The sequence below is a fragment of the Bacillus sp. 11B20 genome (genome assembly GCF_056098985.1).
On the sequence record NZ_JBLZWZ010000008.1, the window covers coordinates 131,644 to 150,641 of the forward strand.

Genomic DNA, 18,998 nt, shown 5'->3' on the forward strand with positions numbered 1-18,998 from the left:
CTATCGAAAAAAGGATATACATGCCAAAACGTCACAATTCAGTCAAAATATTTTCCTTCGTCTAACTTTTTGTCTTGACGACAATTGATAAATATTGGATAATATAGGTGAAAACATGATGTAGTTTTCCTCCTTCACAGGTTCGTTCTAAGCCAAGCGAACCTGCTTTTTTTATGCAAAAAAACACTTCTAAAAGAGAAGTGTTCAGACCGTAGTAATTATAAAGGGTTTACGCTGGACATAGTGTTTTCCATGTCTAGTTAGCTAATTATTTAAGATTCATGGCAGCGAGAGTAAGCATCGCTTGCATTGAAATTTTTTTAGTACACGAAATTTCGCCCAACGCATACTATGCTTTTCTTTTGCATCCGCAAAGACGCGTTCTTTATTTCTCTCCGCTTTGCATAGTTGCTTTTATTTATTTCAGTGAGTCTTAGGTAGTTTGCTTCATCTAGTCTTGCCAAATATGCGATGAATTTGCTTGGTATGATTTTGACTTTGTGTACAGTTATCTAGAAAAGAACTAGTTTTACAAACCTCTGAACCGGACACATATTGTTTAAATCCTTCTCTAGTCGTTGTACGGTAAGAGAGAATTTGCCGATATCTTCTTTATTTTGTAGTGGTTCAAGCTTTTCTCTATTGTTTTTTGAGATTAATCGCCTCTGTCTCCACTTTCCACATAAGCACCCTTTTTTCAATGAAATCATCATTATACAACACTTTCATAAAGAATCTCCCTTTCGCTTCGAATTAATGGTCACATCTGCTGCTATCTTAGCGTATAAATATTAACGTTTCGATCATTATTCAGAATGATTTTATTTAAACATGAATGGATCACCTTTTTTTGCTGATCAACACAAAGTAACAACCGTAAATTTCTAATTCATTTGAATTTTCTATTTAAAAAGGATTTTTTCCACTATATACATAATCAATATGTGTACCAAGAAAAACAGTGAAAAAAGAAAGAATCTACAACATGGTTCGGCTCAAAATTTAATTGACTGGAGTGATTGTAATGAAAAAGGTTTCCAAAAAAAAGACACCCTACAACATGATACTTCTCTCAAAGGTAATTGGTTTAGTGCTTCTTACACTGTTTCTCTTTTTTATCTGGGATATGTCTAAACCCCATTTGCAGGCGACAAATGGGCAAGCAAAAAATGTTGCCAGCAGTGATTTTCGTGACACAGGTCTGAAAGCAAAAGATCAGTCTACAAGAACATTGGATACACATTTTAAGACCAATCCAAACCAACAGGCAACGAATAAAACAGTCTTTTTAACATTTGATGATGGTCCTTCTGCTACATCAAATCAGCTGTTAAATGTATTAAAAGCACATCACGTGAAGGCAACGTTCTTCATGCTTGGACCGCAAATCCAAGCACACCAATCAACTGTGAAAAGACTTTATCAAGAAGGACATCAATTAGGTCTTCATGGCATGACGCATGATATAAACCTCTTTTATCAGAACAGCGAGTCTCCCACAAATGAAATGAGAGAAGCTCAGCGTATTCTTGCCTCTGTTACAGGTGTCTACAGCCGTCTTGTAAGAACCCCCTATGGCAGTGTTCCAAATTTAACATATCATCAAAAAGTACGTTTAAACCAAAATGGCTTTATTTACTGGGACTGGACGATTGATAGCCTTGACTGGAGATATAAAAACTCACAATATGTTCCAGAGGTATTGAATCAATTGCAAATGTTTGAGAAAAATAAACCATGGGAACCAAAAGTTATATTAATGCATGATCAACCCTCTACCACAAACTATTTAGACAGCCTGATTATACAGCTAAAAGCAAGGGGCTATACATTTGCAGTCATTAACGAAACAATGCCGCCGGTACAGCATTAATAGTGCTAATCACAAAAAGCCCGTATCCAAAAGATGCGGGCTTTCAGCTTGTAGACAAACCCTCACACGCTCCTTCCTAGGATCAAAGGTTTTTTATCAAGCTAAAAAGAAGACAAAGAGCTAAAAAAGGTCATTTTAGCTCTTTGTCCATAATCTGAATCCCTCTCCAAGAGAGGTGTTTACATAACAGATTGCTTAGGTTCTTCTACCAGGTCATGCCCGGCTTCTTTTTTAAAAGGAATCATGTGATAAATAATATGGAGCAAAATTGCGGTAAAGCTTCCGGCCACAATACCGTTACTTGTTAATAATTTAATCGAGTCTGGCAGATGCTCAAACATTTGCGGCACCACGGTAACACCTAAGCCGATTCCCACGGAGCAAGCAACGATTAGCAAGTTCTCCTGCTTTGCAAAATCCACGCGCGAGAGCATTTTAATACCGTATGCAATGACCATACCAAACATGGCAACCATTGCACCGCCAAGAACCGATTTTGGAATAATCGTCGTAAAGGCAGCGATTTTAGGAAAAAGACCAAATAACATGAGCAATGCCCCTGTTACGACAATGACTTGGTTTTTCTTGACGCCTGTTAGCTGGATCAATCCAACGTTTTGTGAGTAGGCTGTGTACGGAAAAGCGTTGAAGATTCCACCTAATAACACAGCAATCCCCTCTGCCCGATAGCCTTTAGCTAAATCTTTTTCTTTTAATGAACGATTTGTTAAATCACCTAGTGCGAAATAAACGCCTGTTGATTCAACTAATGACACAATCGCAACTAACGTCATGGTCATGATCGGTGCAAATTCAAAGGTCGGCATGCCAAAATAAAATGGCTCAATCATACGGAAAACCTGGGCGTTTGCCACCTCAGCTGTTTCCACTTTCCCCATAAACGCAGCAACTGCTGTCCCAAGGAGAATACCGATTAAAATGGCGATCGCCTTCATGAACCCTTTCGTGAATCGATAGAGCAGTACAATGATAAATAGTACAAGGAAAGCGAGCCCTAGATTTTCAAAAGAACCATAGTCCGCACTTCCTTCTCCTCCTGCCATATTGTTCATCGCTACAGGAATGAGGGTGATACCAATAATCGTGACGACAGAGCCTGTGACAACAGGCGGGAAAAATTTCACAAGCTTCCCAAAGAAAAAAGAAAGAAGAATGACAATACACCCAGCAGCGATAATACTGCCATAGATAGACGAAATTCCATACTTAGAGCCAATCGCAATCATTGGAGAAACCGCCGTAAATGTACAGCCTAATACAACAGGTAAACCGATCCCAAAGAAGCGGTTTTTCCATACTTGAAGCAATGTAGCAGCCCCGCACATGAAAATATCCGCAGAGATGAGGTAAGTCAGCTGTGCAGGCGTGAGCCCAAGCGCATCTCCAACAATGAGCGGTACAAGAACAGCACCTGCATACATTGCCAGTACATGCTGAATGCCCAGCGAGAGCGTTTTGACTTTTTTAGCGGCATTCATGATTGTACCTCCCGTACAAACGTGACTTTCCCTTCCTCAAGTGATTCAATACGTGCGAGGGACTCGACGCGGTAGCCCATTTGCACAAGCGCATTTCTTCCAGGCTGGAATGATTTTTCAATGACAATGCCAAATCCGGCTACTTTCGCCTTTGCCTGCTTTGCAATCGCTGCAAGTCCTTTCGCAGCTTCACCATTTGCTAAAAAATCATCAATGATTAACACACAATCGTTTTCACTCAGATGCGTATTTGAGACAGCAATCGTGCTTTCTACTTTTTTCGTAAAAGAGTACACACTGGCTGTTAACAGGTTATCCGTTAATGTGAGTGATTGACGTTTTCTTGCAAACACAACAGGGACTTGAAGAGCAAGCCCAGCCATCACAGCAGGTGCGATGCCTGAAGATTCGATTGTGATGATTTTTGTAATGCCATCATGCTTAAATAATCTAGCAAACTCTTGCCCAATCTCATGCATTAACACAGGATCAATTTGATGATTTAAAAAAGCATCTACCTTTAACACTTGATTTGACAGAACGATTCCTTCGTTCTCAATTTTTTGACGTAACAATTCCATCATTTTTCCCCCTAGCATATTGGCAAACATTCGATTTTTTGCATAAAAAAAGCATTGCTGCCCATGAGGAGCAAGCAATGCGAAAACGATCCACGGATCTTCAGCTCAGACAAGAGCTGTTTCATTTTGCTCACTCATAGTCGGACCGTATCGGTGTCCGGTAGAAACTTGCGTGCCATCATCACGCGATTATATGAGTGTTATAGTGTTCAAATTATAACAAGATTTCAGACGCTTGGAAAGCACTTTTCCAGAAAAATACCGAACTTAAATAATAGATCAGAACAAAATGTTCGTTTTTAGAATATTCAAGCATCAAAAAAGCACCCTTCTCATGAAAGGGTGCCCTTCTTTTATGATAAATACAGTTTCGTATATTTATCCGTTAAGTAGTCGATTAAATATTGAACATTTAATTCTTCGCCTGTTGCATCTTGAATGATTTCAGATGGCTTTTTCCGTTTTCCATGCTGATGAACATGTTCCGTCAGCCATTCTTTTATCGGTGCAAAAGACCCATTTTGAATTAGCTCATCAAAATTTGGTAAGTCTTTAATCATTTGTTGTTTTAATTGCGCCGCATACATATAACCAAGGGCATATGAAGGGAAATAGCCAAAACTTCCATCAGACCAGTGAACATCCTGCAAGATACCGAGTGCATCATTAGGAGGCGTAATGCCAAGATACGCTTGATATTTTTCATTCCAAAGTGCAGGTAGATCTTCAACTGCTACTTCTTCATTGAAAATCGCTTTCTCAATTTCATAGCGGATGATAATGTGAAGCGGATACGTCAGTTCATCGGCTTCAATTCGAATGTAAGTCGGCTTCGATTCATTCACTGCATGCACAAAGTCTTCTAAAGAAACATCTTTAAATTGCTCAGGAGATGCTTCTTGCAGCTTTTGATAATACGTTTTCCAGAAATCTTCGTGTCTGCCGATAAAGTTCTCAAAGAAAAGAGACTGTGATTCATGGATGCCCATCGAAGTGCCATCACATAAAAGCGTTCCGCTCAGTGCTTCATCAATGTTTTGCTCATAAATCGCATGACCACATTCATGAATCGTGCCAAAGATCGCCATTCGAAAATCATGCTCATCATAACGGGTCGTCACACGCACGTCACCTCTGCTTAATGTCACTGCAAATGGATGGACGGTTGTATCAAGGCGGCCTGCGTCAAAGTCATATCCTAATTCTTTTAAGAAAAAGAGGCTCAATTCCTTTTGTTTATCGATTGGAAAGCTTTTCGATAAAAATGAAGTATCCGGCTTATTTGGTGAAGCTTCGATTTTTTTCACAAGAGGAACAATAGCGTCACGAAGTGCACCAAATTTTTGATCAAGCTGTTCAACCGTCATATCTGGCTCATAGTTATTGAGCAGCACATCATAAGGCGTTTTTTTCACGCCCCAATATTGGATGAAACGCTTGTTAAAGTCAATAAGCTGTTTTAAGTATGGTGCAAAGAGTGAAAAGTCTGATTTCTCCCTTGCTTCAACCCAAACATGCTCTGCTTTTGATTGCAAAATCGAGTATTCTTTAAATTCTTCTTTCGGAATTTTACTGTTTTCATCATACTCTTTTTGTGATAATTCGAGCGCCTTCTGTGTATCTTTTGACAGCTCATCTCGATGTTTGTTTAATTCGTGAAGAAGATCTCTCATTTCGTCAGAAGTCTTCATATTAAAAATATCACTTGATAATTGACCGATCGTTTCCGCTCTAAAATCCGCACTTTTTTTAGGCGCTTGTGTTCTAGAATCCCAATAAAGTAAATGGAGCGCCTCTGTATAATGGGCGATTTTCCCTAGTAATTGATAAAACGCTTTCTCAGTTGCTTCAAGACTCATGCGTTTGTTCCCCCAATCAATAATATGTATGTACGTTTCAAGGCTACTTCAATGAATGTTCTTTTGTCAATGAAAAAGGAGGATACACAGCGGTATCCTCCTCCTTTACAAGTTTTCAGCTATTTAAGATGTAATGATGGGCTTCACTGGCAGGACGGATTCAATTTTACTTTGAAGCGCTGTATCTTCCTTACGATCAAAATAAATATGAATGCTTCCTGCGTCTTGGCTTGTCCGGATCAGTCTTCCGATCCCTTGGCGTAAGCGAAGCAGCATATACGGAAGGTCAACTTCAGCATGTGCATCCTTTGCTTCATTTCGTTTCGCTTCAAATACCGGATCATGCGGCGGATAAGGAAGTCCCCAGATGATCACATTCGTTAATGATTCACCTGGAATATCAAGCCCTTCCCACAGATGAACAGAGCATAACACAGACGTCTCATCAGCTTGGAACTTTTGAACAATTGTGCTGATTTCCTCGTCTCCCTCAAAATATACGTCAAACGGCAGTGATTCATTTGCTGCTTCAAGCTGTTTTCTAAAGAAATGGAGTTCATCAAATGAAGGGAAGAGAATCAGAGATCGTCCTCCATTTTCTTTCAGCTGAGTGATCACTTGCTGTGCTTTTGCCTCTTGCTCAGCGATCTGCTGAATTCCATGGAAATAAATCTTCATTTGTTCATCGTAATCATACGGCGAAGCGACACTCATTGATAAGTAATCTTTGATCCCAAGACTTTCAGCTAAATAATCAAAGGATTGATTCTCAGACAATGTAGCGGAAGAGAAAATATATGGTCTTTTTTGCGAGAAAACTTTTTCGCCAAGTACCTCTGCAACCGTCTTCGGCATCACAACAAATGTTGTATCTAATTCCTGTTTTTCCAGCCAGCTAATGGCATTTTTTTGATAAAGCGATAGAGAATACGCCATTTGTTCAATGTATTCTTCCACAACAGATAATTCGTATTGATCGATCGTATACATTTCAGATTCAAACACGAGCGCTTCTCCGATTTTTTCAAGCAAGTCACACAATTCGCTTGCAGAACGCTTCACCTCATCGACACGCCCAATTTCAAGCCGGTGCGAGCCTTTGACTTCTTTGGCATGTGTTTTTAAGAGATAAAAGAACTCATCGTTTGTTGCAAGTGCATCTTCAACAAGCTCTGCAAATTCTTCGCGTATGTCGTTTTGCAAAAGACGCTCCAAAAATGTTTCAAGCGTTGATTGCTTCACTCGGTACGTTAACGCTTTTTGTGCGGCAAACTCGAGAAGATGTCCTTCATCAAATACGACGGAGCTATGCTCAGGAAGCAGCGGAAGCTGTCCCTCACGTTTTCGGGATTCCTTCGTCCACACATGCTCCATGTAAAAATCATGTGAACAGATGATGAGATCTGTCGCTTTCCGGTAATGATCTCTTGATAAATTCAGACCGCAGCGATGACGCATATCGCACGTCAGGCAGTCCTGAAACGAGTCATAGCCAATTCGTGACCATTCATCATTTGATAACTCTGGATACTCTTTTCGATCGCCATACGGATAAAAGGTTTGCATACCGTGTGATTCATGAACAAATGAAGGCAGTGATTCATAAATATCGAGCCACTTTTCATCATCTTCACGCTGCATCGTTTTCTCTAGCTTCTTTAAGCATAAATATTGATCATGCGATTTACTTAATCTCGCATCTATTTGAATATCAAGGTGATTGGCAATTTTATAGATATCACCTTCTTGTTTAACGAGCTGTTCAATTAACGTTTCGTCTGCACATGCAATAATCGCAGGCTTCCCTGTATACCTTGCATATGTGACGGCAAATAATAGATAGACGATGGTTTTGCCTGTGCCTACCCCAGCTTCGGCAAACATCACACTTTTTTCTTTAAAGGCTCTTTCTAGCTGAAAAGCCATGAATATTTGTTCATCTCGAAGATCAAAGCCCTTTTCTGGCAAAATGTCATAAAACACATCACCAATCCAGTTGCCCAGTTCTTCGTAAAAATTGTGTTCTTTTGATAATGAAAAAGGCAAACGAGATGCTGTCACCTGCTTCAACCCCCAACTTTTGAATCATTCAGACATTCAATAGTACCATTTACGCTGGGGAAAAACAATCTTTTTTTATGAGCGCAGGCGATGTTGATAGCTTTCCTTCATTAAAAATGCATGCTCAGAACGTTCTATGTATGCCTGAGCCAGTGCCAAATCTTCGATGGCTGCCGTAAGCTGAGCAGATTGTCCACCTTCATGCCCTTCTATTTCTTGAGCAGTCGAAGCGAGTGCTTTTTGGATTAACTGAATTTGATCATAATGAATCATGAAGACACCTCTTTTTTTAAAATCAAGTTCAGTTTATTCCGTCTCGCTTAGAGTTATACCTTTTCAGCACAAAAAAGCCGCACCTTCTTTCGGTGCGGCCATTTATTACGATTCGGTTGTTTGTTTTCTAGGCGGGCGTTTTCCCCAATATTGATAATAGTCTGTTTTGATAAAACCGTTAAACAGCTTTCTCTTTTTCGTCGCTTTTCTTCCGAAGCATTCTTCGAATTTTTCGTGTGACGTTAAGATGTAAATGGACCAGGTATCTAGGTTCTTAAATGCTTCACCCATTCCTTGATACATTTTTTCAACTGCTGGTTTATCACTCAGTCGTTCACCGTAAGGAGGATTTCCGACAATCACACCATACTCTTCTTTTGTTTGAAAGTCTTTTACTTGCATTTGTTTAAACTCAATCAGTTCACTTAGTCCTGCTTCTTCTGCATTCATTTTTGCAATGTCTACCATACGATGGTCGATATCACTTGCAATAATGCGGAGCGGCTGGTCATAGTTTGCTTTTTCTTCTACTTCTACACGCGCTTTGTTCCATACGTCTTCGCCGATCCATTCCCATGATTCAGACGCAAAATCCCGGTTGAATCCCGGGGCAATGTTTTGTCCTATCATCGCTGCTTCAATGGCGATTGTTCCTGATCCGCAGAAAGGATCAACAAACGGACGGTCAGGTGTCCAGTTCGTTAATAGGACGAGCGCAGCTGCAAGCGTTTCTTTAATAGGTGCTCCGCCTTGATCCATGCGGTATCCACGTTTATGAAGACCTACACCAGATGTATCAAGCATAAGCACAGCTTTATCTTTTAAAAGAGCAATCTCGATTTTATATTCAGGTCCCGTCTCTTCAAGCCATTCAGACTGAATATTGTAGGAGGATTTCAGCTTTTGGGCGATGGCTTTTTTGACGATGCGCTGGCAGTCCGGCACACTGGCAAGCTGAGATTTCACAGATTTCCCGATGACAGGAAACGTACTGTTTTTTGGTAAAAAAGCGGCCCAGTCAATCGCTTTCGTCCGTTCAAAAAGCTCATCAAATGTTTTTGCCGAAAATTCAGCAACTTGTACCTTAATCCGGTCTGCTGTACGCAGCCAAAGGTTTGCACGGCAAATCGCAAGAGCATCCCCCTTGAAAATCACTTTTCCATTGTCGACTGTGCACTCATAGCCAAGGTCTCTTACTTCTTTTGCAACAATTGCTTCAATCCCCATTGGAGCTGTTGCGATGAGTGTATAGGTTTTCATTAATTTATCACCTGTTTTCTCGTCCTTTTATGTATTCAAGATAAAAGCTCTCCATATGTTGAAATAGGAGAGCTTTGTTTCATCATGTTTATTATAACGGATATAACGTTCTGTAAGCCATGTTTTGTTCCATCGTACTGCAAACGGCAAATGCCTCGTACTCAGGTGGTAATCATCTATCTACAGAATTCTCTGTCCTTCTCTCCGTTTGGTTCCTTTGAGAAAGTTCCCCTACCAAGTTTGGGTTTCTCGCTCGAGGGGTTTACCGCGTTCCACTCTCACCATTTCTAGTGAGACTTCGTCACTGTGGCACTTTCAAGGATACTTTGCCATATCCTAAAGAGGACGTAGGCATTTTTCCTGCCGTCAGCCTTTCCCAGGCTGCCCTGGCTTATTTTTTCGCCAGGCACGAACACTACGGGCATCTCAGCACCGTGCGAGCATGGACTTTCCTCTGCAATGCCCTAAATAGCATTACAGCGATTACCCGAACGTTAATCAATAAGCGTTATTATAAACGACAATGACATCTGACACAAGCTTTTTCAGCAAGACTCAATCATAAAGTTTGCTGCCAAAAACGTGTTTCTCAAGGTTCGATAGTCTTTTTAAAATATCAAAGTTTGTTGTATTAGACTGTGCAGGCTGTCTTTTCCCTTGTTCAACAGCTTCTTCAAGCTGTTTTGACAAGTGGAGGTTTTCTTGTTGAAGTTTTTCGATTTCTTGGTTGAATGTCTCATAGTCTTTAATGACCATATCTAAAAATTTATCGACTTCTTCTTGTTTGTACCCTCTGACACCTGTTTTAAATTCTTTTTCTAAAATTTCTTTCGCAGAAAGCTTTACTTTATCAGCAAGCATCTTTTTCACCTCATATCGTGAATTCATAGTATATTTTTTCAGAAATACGTGACGTTGTCAAATTTTCTCTTGCTTTTAATCAAAAAACGGATCTTCCGCCTCAACCTGCGCTCTTAGATCATCCATTGTGATGTACATAATGGGGTAATCGGTATAGGCTTCTGCTTCTCTAATCATATACTTCGGCGATCCCTCATGCTCGGGATCATATAAGACGAGAAGTCCATCTGTTTTTTCAATAAAAAAGCGGTTCTTTTGTTTAAATTGTGCCGGACTTTCATACGGTCTATGCGTGACACTTTCTACAAAATCGGCCTGTGCAAGAATTCCTTCATACAATTCTTTGTTTTGCTCATTCCAGCGCTCTTCCTGTTCATAAAATGGCGTAATGACTGCAAGTTTTAACGCTGGATATTCCTCCTGAAGCTCAAACACCACTTCGGCTGTCCAGATTTCTGCGCCAAGCTGGCCTGATATGAGCACCCATTCCAGACCTTCTTCGATAAGGGCTGTCAGCCTTTTTTGAAGCTCCGCTTTTATGTATTGAAGTGCAGGCTCGTCTTGCTTGAATATCCCAAGCTCAAACGGCTTGTACCCTGTGACAGCAATAATTTTCATTTCTTCACCTGCTTTTAAAAAATGGGACTTATAAAAGTCCCATTCACTTTATCTGTTACAGCAAGGTCCACCGCAGTTAAAGTGTTGATGTGTTGTCGGGTCCACCTGAGAAAACGTATGCGGGAAGTAGTGAACATGTTTGAAATTATGGTGGTGAACATTTGTCACATGCTGCGGGTGGATATGCGGCACAATTGTTGTTGACTCGCTGTGTGTACAGCAATGATTCGTCGGATGAACAATTGGCTGTGTAACATTCGGATGGCAATGATGATGATGATGGTACATGTAGCATTCCCCTCTCCTTTATTTTCTTACATTAACAATGTATGAATCAAGAGGTGTACATGTACTAATGCATTAACCTATTTTAAAAGTTGGCAAGAAAAATATCTTTATAGTTCGAAAACACAAAAGCGACCAAAATGACCACAAGAAAAAACAAGTAGAAAAGACCCTTATACATGCTATACGCTCCTCATTCAATATCTAACGTTATTTTACAGGATTCGCGGCCTTTCTACAATAAAAGTGCTAAACATTTTTTATTTTCGGCCGAGAGCCGAACGTTGTCATTTTTTGCGCTTTCCCGGGTAATAATATTTCATTGCCCAGCTTTTCTCAATAACCGTTTTTTTCGTTTCTCAAGCTCTTCCGTGTCTCGTTCGCTTAACGATGAGAAAGATAATAAAGATTCGGTGATGGAAAGAGCTGACCTTGCATCTTTTTGGCGATGCTCTTTACACTTCGCAAGCTCTATACCTGCTTTTAATGCTAAATGGACATCACTTGATTCAAATAATGTTTCCCAAATTCGAACTGCTTCATCCCACTCGTTTACCCGTTTATATTGTAAGGAGAGATCATAAGCCGCCTGATTGGCATGTTCAAAATCAGCACCTGTTAATTCCCGCAAATGCTTCGTAGCTTCCTGTACATCTCGATGCGCAAGATGCCACCTAGCCAGCGCGTATTTCTCATCGTGCTCCTTTACCGCATCCATAGATAGGATTTTTTTGGATAGATGGATGTAGAGGCTGATTAACGAAAGGACGTCTAATTCATTATGAGTCAAAATCCCTTCGATGAGCTTCGGATTTTGTTCCTTTAAAAAATGAAAATAGATCATCGGTGCCAAAAAACCTGGTGTGTCGCCTTCCCGGTGAACGTGCAGCTCTTCTTTTTCAACCACAGACAGCGCCATTCGTTCATATTTATGCTTCCACAATCGTCTTGACCCATGCAGAAGATCAAAGTGGCCAAACTCTGGAAGCGCAGGGATTTGATCTCGCAACAAAGTATGTCTCGTTTTCACTTGCGGCCAATCGAATGATTTTCCATTATATGTAACAAGCGATTCTACGTTCACTTCATCGAGAAAGCTTTTATAAAGAGCCGCTTCATTTCCCGGATTTGTGAGCAGGTGCTGTTTCACCACTACTTTGTCAGCAAAAACCCGCGCATGTCCAAGCAAGAAAATCATATTTCCCGTCCCGCCAGATAATCCTGTTGTTTCTGTATCAAAGAAAAACAGTTCATGCGGTTTGTAACCTTTAGCAGATAGTGAATGCTGGATGCCGCTTTTGTTCCAAGCCTCGATGATCTTTGGCAGTTCCGCAAACGAATAGAGTCCATGCTTGTCATCTAATGAATAGGTGACTTCTCGAATGAGACAAAAGGAATCCTCAAAGTGATATGGAGCTGCACCCAATTGCTCCCATTCCTTTAAAAATGGGATGTTATCAGTCGTCACAGGTTGGGGCTTTCCTTCCACTGCTTTTTGCCGTTTTTCGTTTGGCTGGTTGTGCGATAAGTGCTTCTTCATTCTATTTAATTTCCCTTTTAGTGACATGAGTAGCTCTCTTCCTCCTTCCCCTTAAAATCCAGACATCAATTCAACAATGCTGCTTTTTCCGCTCACCTCTTTCATTTCCATGCCAATGCAGGACGGACAGCCGTTCTCACAGCGGCACCGCTCTATCAGCTGAATGGCTGCACCTGCTATTTCATCGAAACGAGCTTGGACCTCTTTGCTTAAGCCAATTCCGCCAGGGTAGTGGTCATATAAAAAGACTGTCGGTTTACCGGTATGTGCCGCTTTAATTTGTGAAACAACATGAATATCTGAACGGTCACACATCACAAAGGCTGGTACAATGTGCTGAAGAACATTTGCGATGCCGAGCAGCAGCTGTTCAAGTGTTTTCTCTTCAAATCTCCGCTCTGCTTCATGTAATTCAAACCAGGCCGCACTCGTATGAATTTCTTCTTCAGGTAAGTGAATTGGACCAGAGCCGATATTTTCACCAGTGCTGAGCCGAATTTTTTTAAAAATTGTTGGCATTGCGTTGACAGTGACATCACCGTAGTGAACAGATACCGCTTCTTTCTCTGTTGTCTGATCGATTTCAAGCACCTTGAGCTGAACAGCTAAATTAGCATCTGTATAGTATTCTACATCCACTTGTTTCACATAAGCCTTCAGATGCTCGTAATCTAGCTTTTCTACTTGATACTGAACCCCTTCATGTAAATAAATCGCTTCATCATGCAGCAGTGTCATCGCACTGAATCGATCCATCTCTCCAATAATTCGGACATTCGCTACATCAGATTGATCCACAATCACTACATTTTCCTGGCTTGCAGACCTCAGGCTGATGCCATGTGCTGGGAACGATTGATCTGACCAATAATACCGGTTCCCGCTAAAATGAAGAACTCCTTCTTCGTGTAAGTATTGCAAAATATCTTCTACTTCCATGTCACCAAACTGTTCATCCGTCCGAAATGGCAGCTCGTAGGAAGCACATTTTAGATGATCCACTAAAATGATGAGATTTTCAGGATTGATTCTGGCTGCTTCAGGCGGTCTATTAAAAAAATATTCAGGGTGTCTGACAATATATTGATCAAGGGGTGAGGAGCTTGCCACCATGATAATAAGCGCCTCCTCATGACGCCTTCCAGCACGTCCTGCCTGCTGCCATGTACTCGCTACACTGCCAGGATACCCCGTCATAATGCATACCTTTAACTGACCTATATCTACCCCTAATTCTAGGGCGTTCGTGCTGACGACACCTAAAATGTCTCCTTCTCTTAACCCTTTTTCAATCACGCGCCGCTCTTTTGGCAAATACCCTCCACGATACCCGCGAATCGATTTTGGACCGATTTCCTTTTTCACAAGCTCTTGAATGTGACTTAAAATCACTTCTACTCGTACTCTGCTTCTAGCAAAAACGATCGTTTGAATTTTTTCTTTTAAAAATGTTTTAGCCAATTGGTTGACGACAGTGGCAGCGCTTTGTCTAATATTTAATGGTTTATTCACCACTGGCGGGTTATAAAACACAAAATTCTTTTTACCGCTAGGCGCTCCGTTTCGTTCAATAAGATGTACTTTGCTCCCTGTGAGCTGCTGCGCCAGCTCTTTTGGATTCGCAATCGTTGCTGAAGTGCAAATAAACACCGGATCACTTCCGTAAAATGCACAAATTCTCTTTAGCCTGCGTATCACATTGGCCACATGACTGCCAAACACACCTCGATATGTATGAAGCTCATCAATGACAATATACTTCAAATTCTCAAACAAGCTGACCCATTTCGTATGATGAGGCAAAATGGCTGAATGCAGCATATCTGGGTTTGTGATGACAATATGTCCTGCTTGTCTCACTCGCTGCCGAATGGCTGGTGAGGTGTCACCGTCATATGTTTCACTATGAATCGGAACATCCATCTCGTGGATGATCTCGTTAAGTTCACTCTTTTGATCCTGCGCGAGCGCTTTTGTTGGGAATAAATAAAGAGAGCGGTTTGTCTGGTCTTCTGCAATCGACTGAAGAACAGGCAGATTGTAGCAAAGCGTTTTACCTGAAGCTGTTGGTGTAACAGTCACTACATGCTCACCATCCATTACTCGTTCAAAGGCTTCTTTTTGATGAATATACAGTTCTTTCACGCCTCTTTTTTCAAGCGCCTTTTTTAGCCTGTCGTCCACTCTTTCAGGAACGGGAGAGGTCTGTGCAGGCTTTGCTTCAATTTCATGCCAATGCTCTACCTGTTCGTCTTTCTTTAATTCTTCTATCAGTTCGTTCATTGTTTTCTTTTTCATATTGCGTCCACCTCTCATTCTAGTGTACCGAATATTTGTTTGCATGACTAGGCGGCAATTTTTTGATGCTGGAGTTATGAGCAAATACTTTGAACTGTTGTAACAGTATCCATTACACTTCTATAGTGAAATGATTTTATCAAGGAAGAAGATGATCAGAGTGAAAAACGAATTTAAGCCTTTATTTGAACCATTTACGTTTCCTGGAGGTGCCTCTATTGATGGTAGGTTAGTGGTTGCTCCAATGACACACTTTGGTTCTCATGACGATGGCACCATTTCAAAAGACGAAATTGATTTCATTACAGCTAGATCAAGTGAAATGGGTATGGTGATTACAGCATGTGCGAACGTGACTCCAGATGGGAAGGCATTTGAAGGACAGCCTTCTATCGCAAGAGATGAAGATATCCCTGGCCTGAAAAAACTGGCTTCAGCTATCCAGGCAAAAGGAACAAAAGCCATTATCCAAATTCATCACGGCGGCTCTCAGGCTCTCCCTCATTTAGTTCCAAACGGTGATGTGGTTGCGCCAAGTGATGTGTTCAAAGATGGAAAACAAATTGCACGCGCTTTAAAAGAAGAGGAAATTACTCATATTATCGATTCCTTTAAAGAAGCGGCAAGACGAGCGGTTCAAGCAGGGTTTGACGGCGTGGAAATTCACGGAGCAAACGGTTATTTATTACAGCAATTTTACTCACCGCATAGCAATCAGCGTACAGATCAATGGGGAGGAAATGAAGAAAAACGTCTAGCTTTCCCTATTGCTGTTGTAGATGCAGTCAAAGAGGCCATCAAAGAACATGCGGCTAAACCGTTTATCTTTGGATACCGGTTATCTCCTGAAGAACCTGAAACACCTGGTTTAACAATGACAGAGACGTTTACATTAGTGGATGTTCTCAAAACAAAAAACCTCGATTATTTGCATATCTCTTTAATGGAGATTGGCTCTAAAGCAAGACGAGGCGCAGATTCTAATAAAACACGTATGGAACTGCTAAAAGAACGCTGCGGCGATACTCTTCCGCTTATTGGAGTAGGCAGCGTCATTACAGCTGAAGATGCTCTCCATGCTTACAATCAAGGGATTCCTCTGATTGCTGTCGCACGAGAGCTGATCGTCGACCCAGATTGGGCTAAAAAGATTAAAGAAGGCAGAGAACAAGAGATTGAAACCGTCATTAAACGCAGCCAAAAAGACAAGTATCTCATTCCAGAAGGATTGTGGTCTGTCATGGAAGCGAGTCAAGGCTGGGTTCCAATGGAGGATTAATATCCTCAATAAAAAAACTACCCTATTAACGGGTAGTTTTTTCTATTCATGAATTATTTCATTTTCACTGTAAAGAGCTTGGACATCTGCTTTTCTACAGAGCCTTTTGGTTCTTTATCAAGTCGTTCGACCAGGTCACCATTCATAATCACAATCGGTGTCACTGTACTTGATGCTTTCTCTTCAATCAGTTCTAAATCACACGTAATGAGAGGGTCACCGATTTTCACTTTATCCCCTTCTTTAATGTGCGCTTCAAATCCTTCACCATTTAACCCAACTGTTTCTAGTCCGATATGAATCAGAAGCTCAAGCCCCGAGAGTGTTCGAATGCCAATTGCATGTTTTGTATGGAAGAGCTGAATGATTTCACCCTCTACTGGTGACACAATCGTCCCACTTTTTGGTTTTACTGCTACGCCGTCTCCCATCATCTTTTGAGAAAAGACGGGATCTGGTACATCAGTCATATCCATTAACTCTCCATCAACTGGAGAATAAATGACTTCTTCCTTTACATCATCTTGGTTTTTTCCGAAACCGAATAATTTTTTCAGCAATGTCAATTTGCTCCCTTCAAGCTTTGCTTCCTAAATCTATTTAGTGCAAGAAACTTTACGCCTATACACCTTGCTTCATTCAACACTATTTAATCATAATTTTTTCCTCTCATCAATTGATAACCGCCTGAGCCCTTTCTGCATAGGCTGTAGATGAGAGGTGATTCGAATGAAACAAGATGGCGAAAACAAACATGAATTGCTGGCAAATGAAGATATCCTATATGAAGCGATTGAACAATTTTTTGCATCCTCCCCGTTTCACGAGATATTAAATAGTGCGGAGGCACTCATGACCACATCGCAATCACTTGCATCAATTACGACTGATGTGACAGAGGATGAACAGAAGGTGTATATCGAGATTCAATTTCCAGACCATTTTGTCGAAGGTGACATTGCGTTAGAAGTAAAAGCTCAATATTTACACTTATCAGTGCAGGAAAAAATCAAAACGGATACGACTTCCTCGTATTCAAGCTTTACAAAAACCATTTTAATGCCGGCAAAAATAGATGAAACGAAAATGAAAAGTGTGTGGAAAGATCAATCGCTTCGTGTATCTGCGCCAAAGCAAACAACCCAATAGATCGATCTATTGGGTTTTAACTATGCTTTAAAAATGCTTGTAAATCCTTTCGCCAATGAGCCTACTTGATTCATTGTACTCATCATTTGGCCAGCTGTATCAAACATTTTGTTAAAATCGTATTGCCCATTCGTCTTTTTGAATTGCGACAGCACACTTTTAAACTGAGAAGGCTGCTGTTTTTGCGGTCTTGGCAAAGGATATGGGTTCATAGGCTGCTGCATGGGCATCATGCCTGGCGGCTGCATTTGGGGTGGATTCATCGCTTCAGGCGGCTGCATAGGCGGCACATTTTCTTGGTATCCATAAGGCGGCTGATAAACAGTAGATGGTGCCTGGTTCATTCCACCTTGATATGGCGGCATGAAATAGTCTGGAGGCTGCGGAGGCTGCTGCTGCATCTCTGAATACGGAAAAGGCCTTTGCTTGAATTGATTGAATTCATAAGGCTGCTGGTTTGAATAAGGGAACATCTATCTCGCTCCTCTCGCTCTCAACACATATTGATGTCACTCATATATTATGATCAAAAGCAGAAGATGTGCCTAAAGAAGTCATAAGAAAAACGCAGCATTATGTCTTTAGCTGCGCTGTTTGATTTCTTCTATTAAAAGGTTCAGTGTGTAAACCACTGACTCAACTAAATTTTTTACACGGGGTGCATGCTGTTTGCCAAAATAAGATTGCAGGACAACCTCTTTACCATTTTCTTTTACGGCTTCAAGCTGTTCTTGGTGTAAATATCTAGGTTTGACCTGTTGAACAAAGGAGATAGCTGCGGTGAGCCACTCTTCCATTTTCTGATCAAATGTATTAACAGCCGGCTGAATATCCGTATAAAAATCATACGATGGGTACTCCTCTTCAGCCTTTCCCTTTTGGTACTGCTCATACGCTTTTTCGATCCATATTCTCAAGTTTTGTGTATGTTCAAGTAATGTTTGATTATCCAAAGTGTTCACCTCTATGAACCATCCTATCAAACGTTTACCTATTGCTCAAATATAAAAGCTATCCGGCGTGATATGCCGGTCTTGCCGCCAGTTTATACTCGGCTGCATGAAGCTTCACTTCACAGTCCTTTACTTCTGATTCAAGCCGGTCAATGATTTGTTCTTGCTCTTCTATCGCTGCACGTTTTGTCTGATTCACAGCAAGAGACAGCTCTGCTTCCACCGCATCAATTTTTCGCTCGATTTCCTCTAACAACTGCATAATGGATTCTTTTGATACAAATTCGCTCATCATCAGATTCCTCCTTTATCGTCTCTCGTTACATTCTCTTTTCTTTCTCACCCTCCTTCACACATGACAAAACTAGAAGCAAATCGCCAATCTAAGTGTAGATAAGCGCTATTTCTTCCTTTTCGACAGATGCTTGTCCTTCTTTGTATGATTGCGTCCGATTGTGTAAATTCTAAGGACAAAAGGAGGTAGATTTCATGAAAAAGAAGCCAGCACCAAAAGAGCAAAATCCAAAAGGGAAAGAAAACAGTACAGATCAGCTTGATAAAAAGCTCGGCGGTCCTAATCGTCCATCTACGTAAAAAAAAGCAGGCACC

At 40.9% G+C, this 18,998-nt stretch carries 19 protein-coding genes, 1 other RNA gene, 1 pseudogene and 1 riboswitch; of the genes and pseudogenes, 4 read left to right on the top strand and 17 right to left on the bottom strand.

Annotated elements, in window-relative coordinates; all coding sequences use genetic code 11:
- Positions 1-268: 268 nt before the first annotated feature.
- Positions 269-600, bottom strand: a pseudogene (locus ACN6NB_RS09860) (transposase); the annotation flags it as partial.
- A gap of 424 nt (positions 601-1,024) precedes the next feature.
- Between ACN6NB_RS09860 and ACN6NB_RS09865 the strand changes: the two are divergent.
- Positions 1,025-1,873, top strand: a complete 849-nt coding sequence (locus tag ACN6NB_RS09865; protein WP_144491439.1) for a polysaccharide deacetylase family protein — start codon at positions 1,025-1,027, stop codon at positions 1,871-1,873.
- A gap of 179 nt (positions 1,874-2,052) precedes the next feature.
- On the opposite strand, the gene pbuX is transcribed toward ACN6NB_RS09865, so the two are convergent.
- The 12 genes from pbuX to ACN6NB_RS09925 form a co-directional block, all read right to left on the bottom strand.
- Positions 2,053-3,372: a xanthine permease PbuX gene (gene pbuX / locus ACN6NB_RS09870; protein WP_144491438.1), complete on the bottom strand. Its 1,320-nt coding sequence runs from the start codon at positions 3,370-3,372 to the stop codon at positions 2,053-2,055.
- Positions 3,369-3,953 (bottom strand): xanthine phosphoribosyltransferase, encoded by a 585-nt coding sequence (xpt, locus tag ACN6NB_RS09875; RefSeq protein ID WP_024422759.1) that lies wholly within the window; start codon positions 3,951-3,953, stop codon positions 3,369-3,371. The genes pbuX and xpt overlap by 4 nt, the downstream gene beginning before the upstream one ends.
- 117 nt (positions 3,954-4,070) lie before the next feature.
- A riboswitch (purine riboswitch) is annotated at positions 4,071-4,170 on the bottom strand.
- A 136-nt stretch (positions 4,171-4,306) separates the two neighbouring features.
- Positions 4,307-5,812, bottom strand: a complete 1,506-nt coding sequence (locus ACN6NB_RS09880; protein ID WP_041085822.1) for a carboxypeptidase M32 — start codon at positions 5,810-5,812, stop codon at positions 4,307-4,309.
- 123 nt (positions 5,813-5,935) lie between these two features.
- Complete coding sequence (locus tag ACN6NB_RS09885) at positions 5,936-7,873, bottom strand: ATP-dependent DNA helicase (RefSeq protein ID WP_059377749.1); 1,938 nt, start codon at positions 7,871-7,873, stop codon at positions 5,936-5,938.
- 75 nt (positions 7,874-7,948) lie between these two features.
- Complete coding sequence (locus tag ACN6NB_RS09890; RefSeq protein ID WP_024422762.1) at positions 7,949-8,146, bottom strand: hypothetical protein; 198 nt, start codon at positions 8,144-8,146, stop codon at positions 7,949-7,951.
- A gap of 105 nt (positions 8,147-8,251) precedes the next feature.
- The gene (locus ACN6NB_RS09895) at positions 8,252-9,406 is read right to left on the bottom strand and encodes a THUMP domain-containing class I SAM-dependent RNA methyltransferase (protein WP_144491436.1); all 1,155 of its coding nucleotides are present in this window, start codon (positions 9,404-9,406) and stop codon (positions 8,252-8,254) included.
- Positions 9,407-9,514: 108 nt separating this feature from the next.
- Positions 9,515-9,901: RNase P RNA component class B (rnpB, locus tag ACN6NB_RS09900), an RNA gene on the bottom strand.
- 60 nt (positions 9,902-9,961) lie between these two features.
- Positions 9,962-10,267, bottom strand: a complete 306-nt coding sequence (gpsB, locus tag ACN6NB_RS09905) for a cell division regulator GpsB (RefSeq protein WP_012010336.1) — start codon at positions 10,265-10,267, stop codon at positions 9,962-9,964.
- Positions 10,268-10,342: 75 nt separating this feature from the next.
- Positions 10,343-10,885, bottom strand: coding sequence for an SLOG family protein (locus tag ACN6NB_RS09910; protein ID WP_029706022.1), 543 nt, complete (start codon positions 10,883-10,885; stop codon positions 10,343-10,345).
- Between the two features lie 48 nt (positions 10,886-10,933).
- Positions 10,934-11,173: a CotD family spore coat protein gene (locus ACN6NB_RS09915; protein WP_073206049.1), complete on the bottom strand. Its 240-nt coding sequence runs from the start codon at positions 11,171-11,173 to the stop codon at positions 10,934-10,936.
- A 316-nt stretch (positions 11,174-11,489) separates the two neighbouring features.
- Entirely contained in the window at positions 11,490-12,737 is a 1,248-nt protein-coding gene (locus ACN6NB_RS09920; protein ID WP_474253339.1) for a ribonuclease H-like domain-containing protein, read from the bottom strand.
- Positions 12,738-12,761: 24 nt separating this feature from the next.
- A complete protein-coding gene (locus tag ACN6NB_RS09925; protein WP_039179453.1) occupies positions 12,762-15,008 on the bottom strand; it encodes a DEAD/DEAH box helicase in 2,247 nt (748 codons plus the stop codon).
- Positions 15,009-15,168: 160 nt separating this feature from the next.
- Here ACN6NB_RS09925 and ACN6NB_RS09930 point away from each other — a divergent pair, with 160 nt between their 5' ends.
- Positions 15,169-16,287 carry an NADH-dependent flavin oxidoreductase gene (locus tag ACN6NB_RS09930; protein ID WP_224928710.1) on the top strand — a complete coding sequence of 373 codons (1,119 nt, stop codon included), beginning with the start codon at positions 15,169-15,171 and terminating at the stop codon, positions 16,285-16,287.
- A gap of 53 nt (positions 16,288-16,340) precedes the next feature.
- On the opposite strand, the gene ACN6NB_RS09935 is transcribed toward ACN6NB_RS09930, so the two are convergent.
- Positions 16,341-16,847: a PTS sugar transporter subunit IIA gene (locus ACN6NB_RS09935; RefSeq protein ID WP_039183169.1), complete on the bottom strand. Its 507-nt coding sequence runs from the start codon at positions 16,845-16,847 to the stop codon at positions 16,341-16,343.
- A 169-nt stretch (positions 16,848-17,016) separates the two neighbouring features.
- Between ACN6NB_RS09935 and ACN6NB_RS09940 the strand changes: the two genes are divergently transcribed.
- Positions 17,017-17,436: an Hsp20/alpha crystallin family protein gene (locus ACN6NB_RS09940; protein WP_474253340.1), complete on the top strand. Its 420-nt coding sequence runs from the start codon at positions 17,017-17,019 to the stop codon at positions 17,434-17,436.
- Positions 17,437-17,456: 20 nt separating this feature from the next.
- Here the strand turns inward: ACN6NB_RS09940 and ACN6NB_RS09945 are convergent, their stop codons facing one another.
- The 3 genes from ACN6NB_RS09945 to ACN6NB_RS09955 form a co-directional block, all read right to left on the bottom strand.
- On the bottom strand, positions 17,457-17,909 hold the full coding sequence (locus tag ACN6NB_RS09945; RefSeq protein ID WP_039179462.1) for a YppG family protein: 453 nt from the start codon (positions 17,907-17,909) through the stop codon (positions 17,457-17,459).
- 108 nt (positions 17,910-18,017) lie between these two features.
- Positions 18,018-18,398: a YppE family protein gene (locus ACN6NB_RS09950; RefSeq protein ID WP_235354764.1), complete on the bottom strand. Its 381-nt coding sequence runs from the start codon at positions 18,396-18,398 to the stop codon at positions 18,018-18,020.
- Between the two features lie 49 nt (positions 18,399-18,447).
- Positions 18,448-18,681: a DUF5446 family protein gene (locus ACN6NB_RS09955; RefSeq protein WP_224928722.1), complete on the bottom strand. Its 234-nt coding sequence runs from the start codon at positions 18,679-18,681 to the stop codon at positions 18,448-18,450.
- Positions 18,682-18,878: 197 nt separating this feature from the next.
- On the opposite strand from ACN6NB_RS09955, the gene sspM reads away from it, so the two are divergent.
- Positions 18,879-18,983, top strand: coding sequence for an acid-soluble spore protein SspM (sspM, locus tag ACN6NB_RS09960; protein ID WP_039179471.1), 105 nt, complete (start codon positions 18,879-18,881; stop codon positions 18,981-18,983).
- The last annotated feature ends 15 nt before the right edge of the window (positions 18,984-18,998 follow it).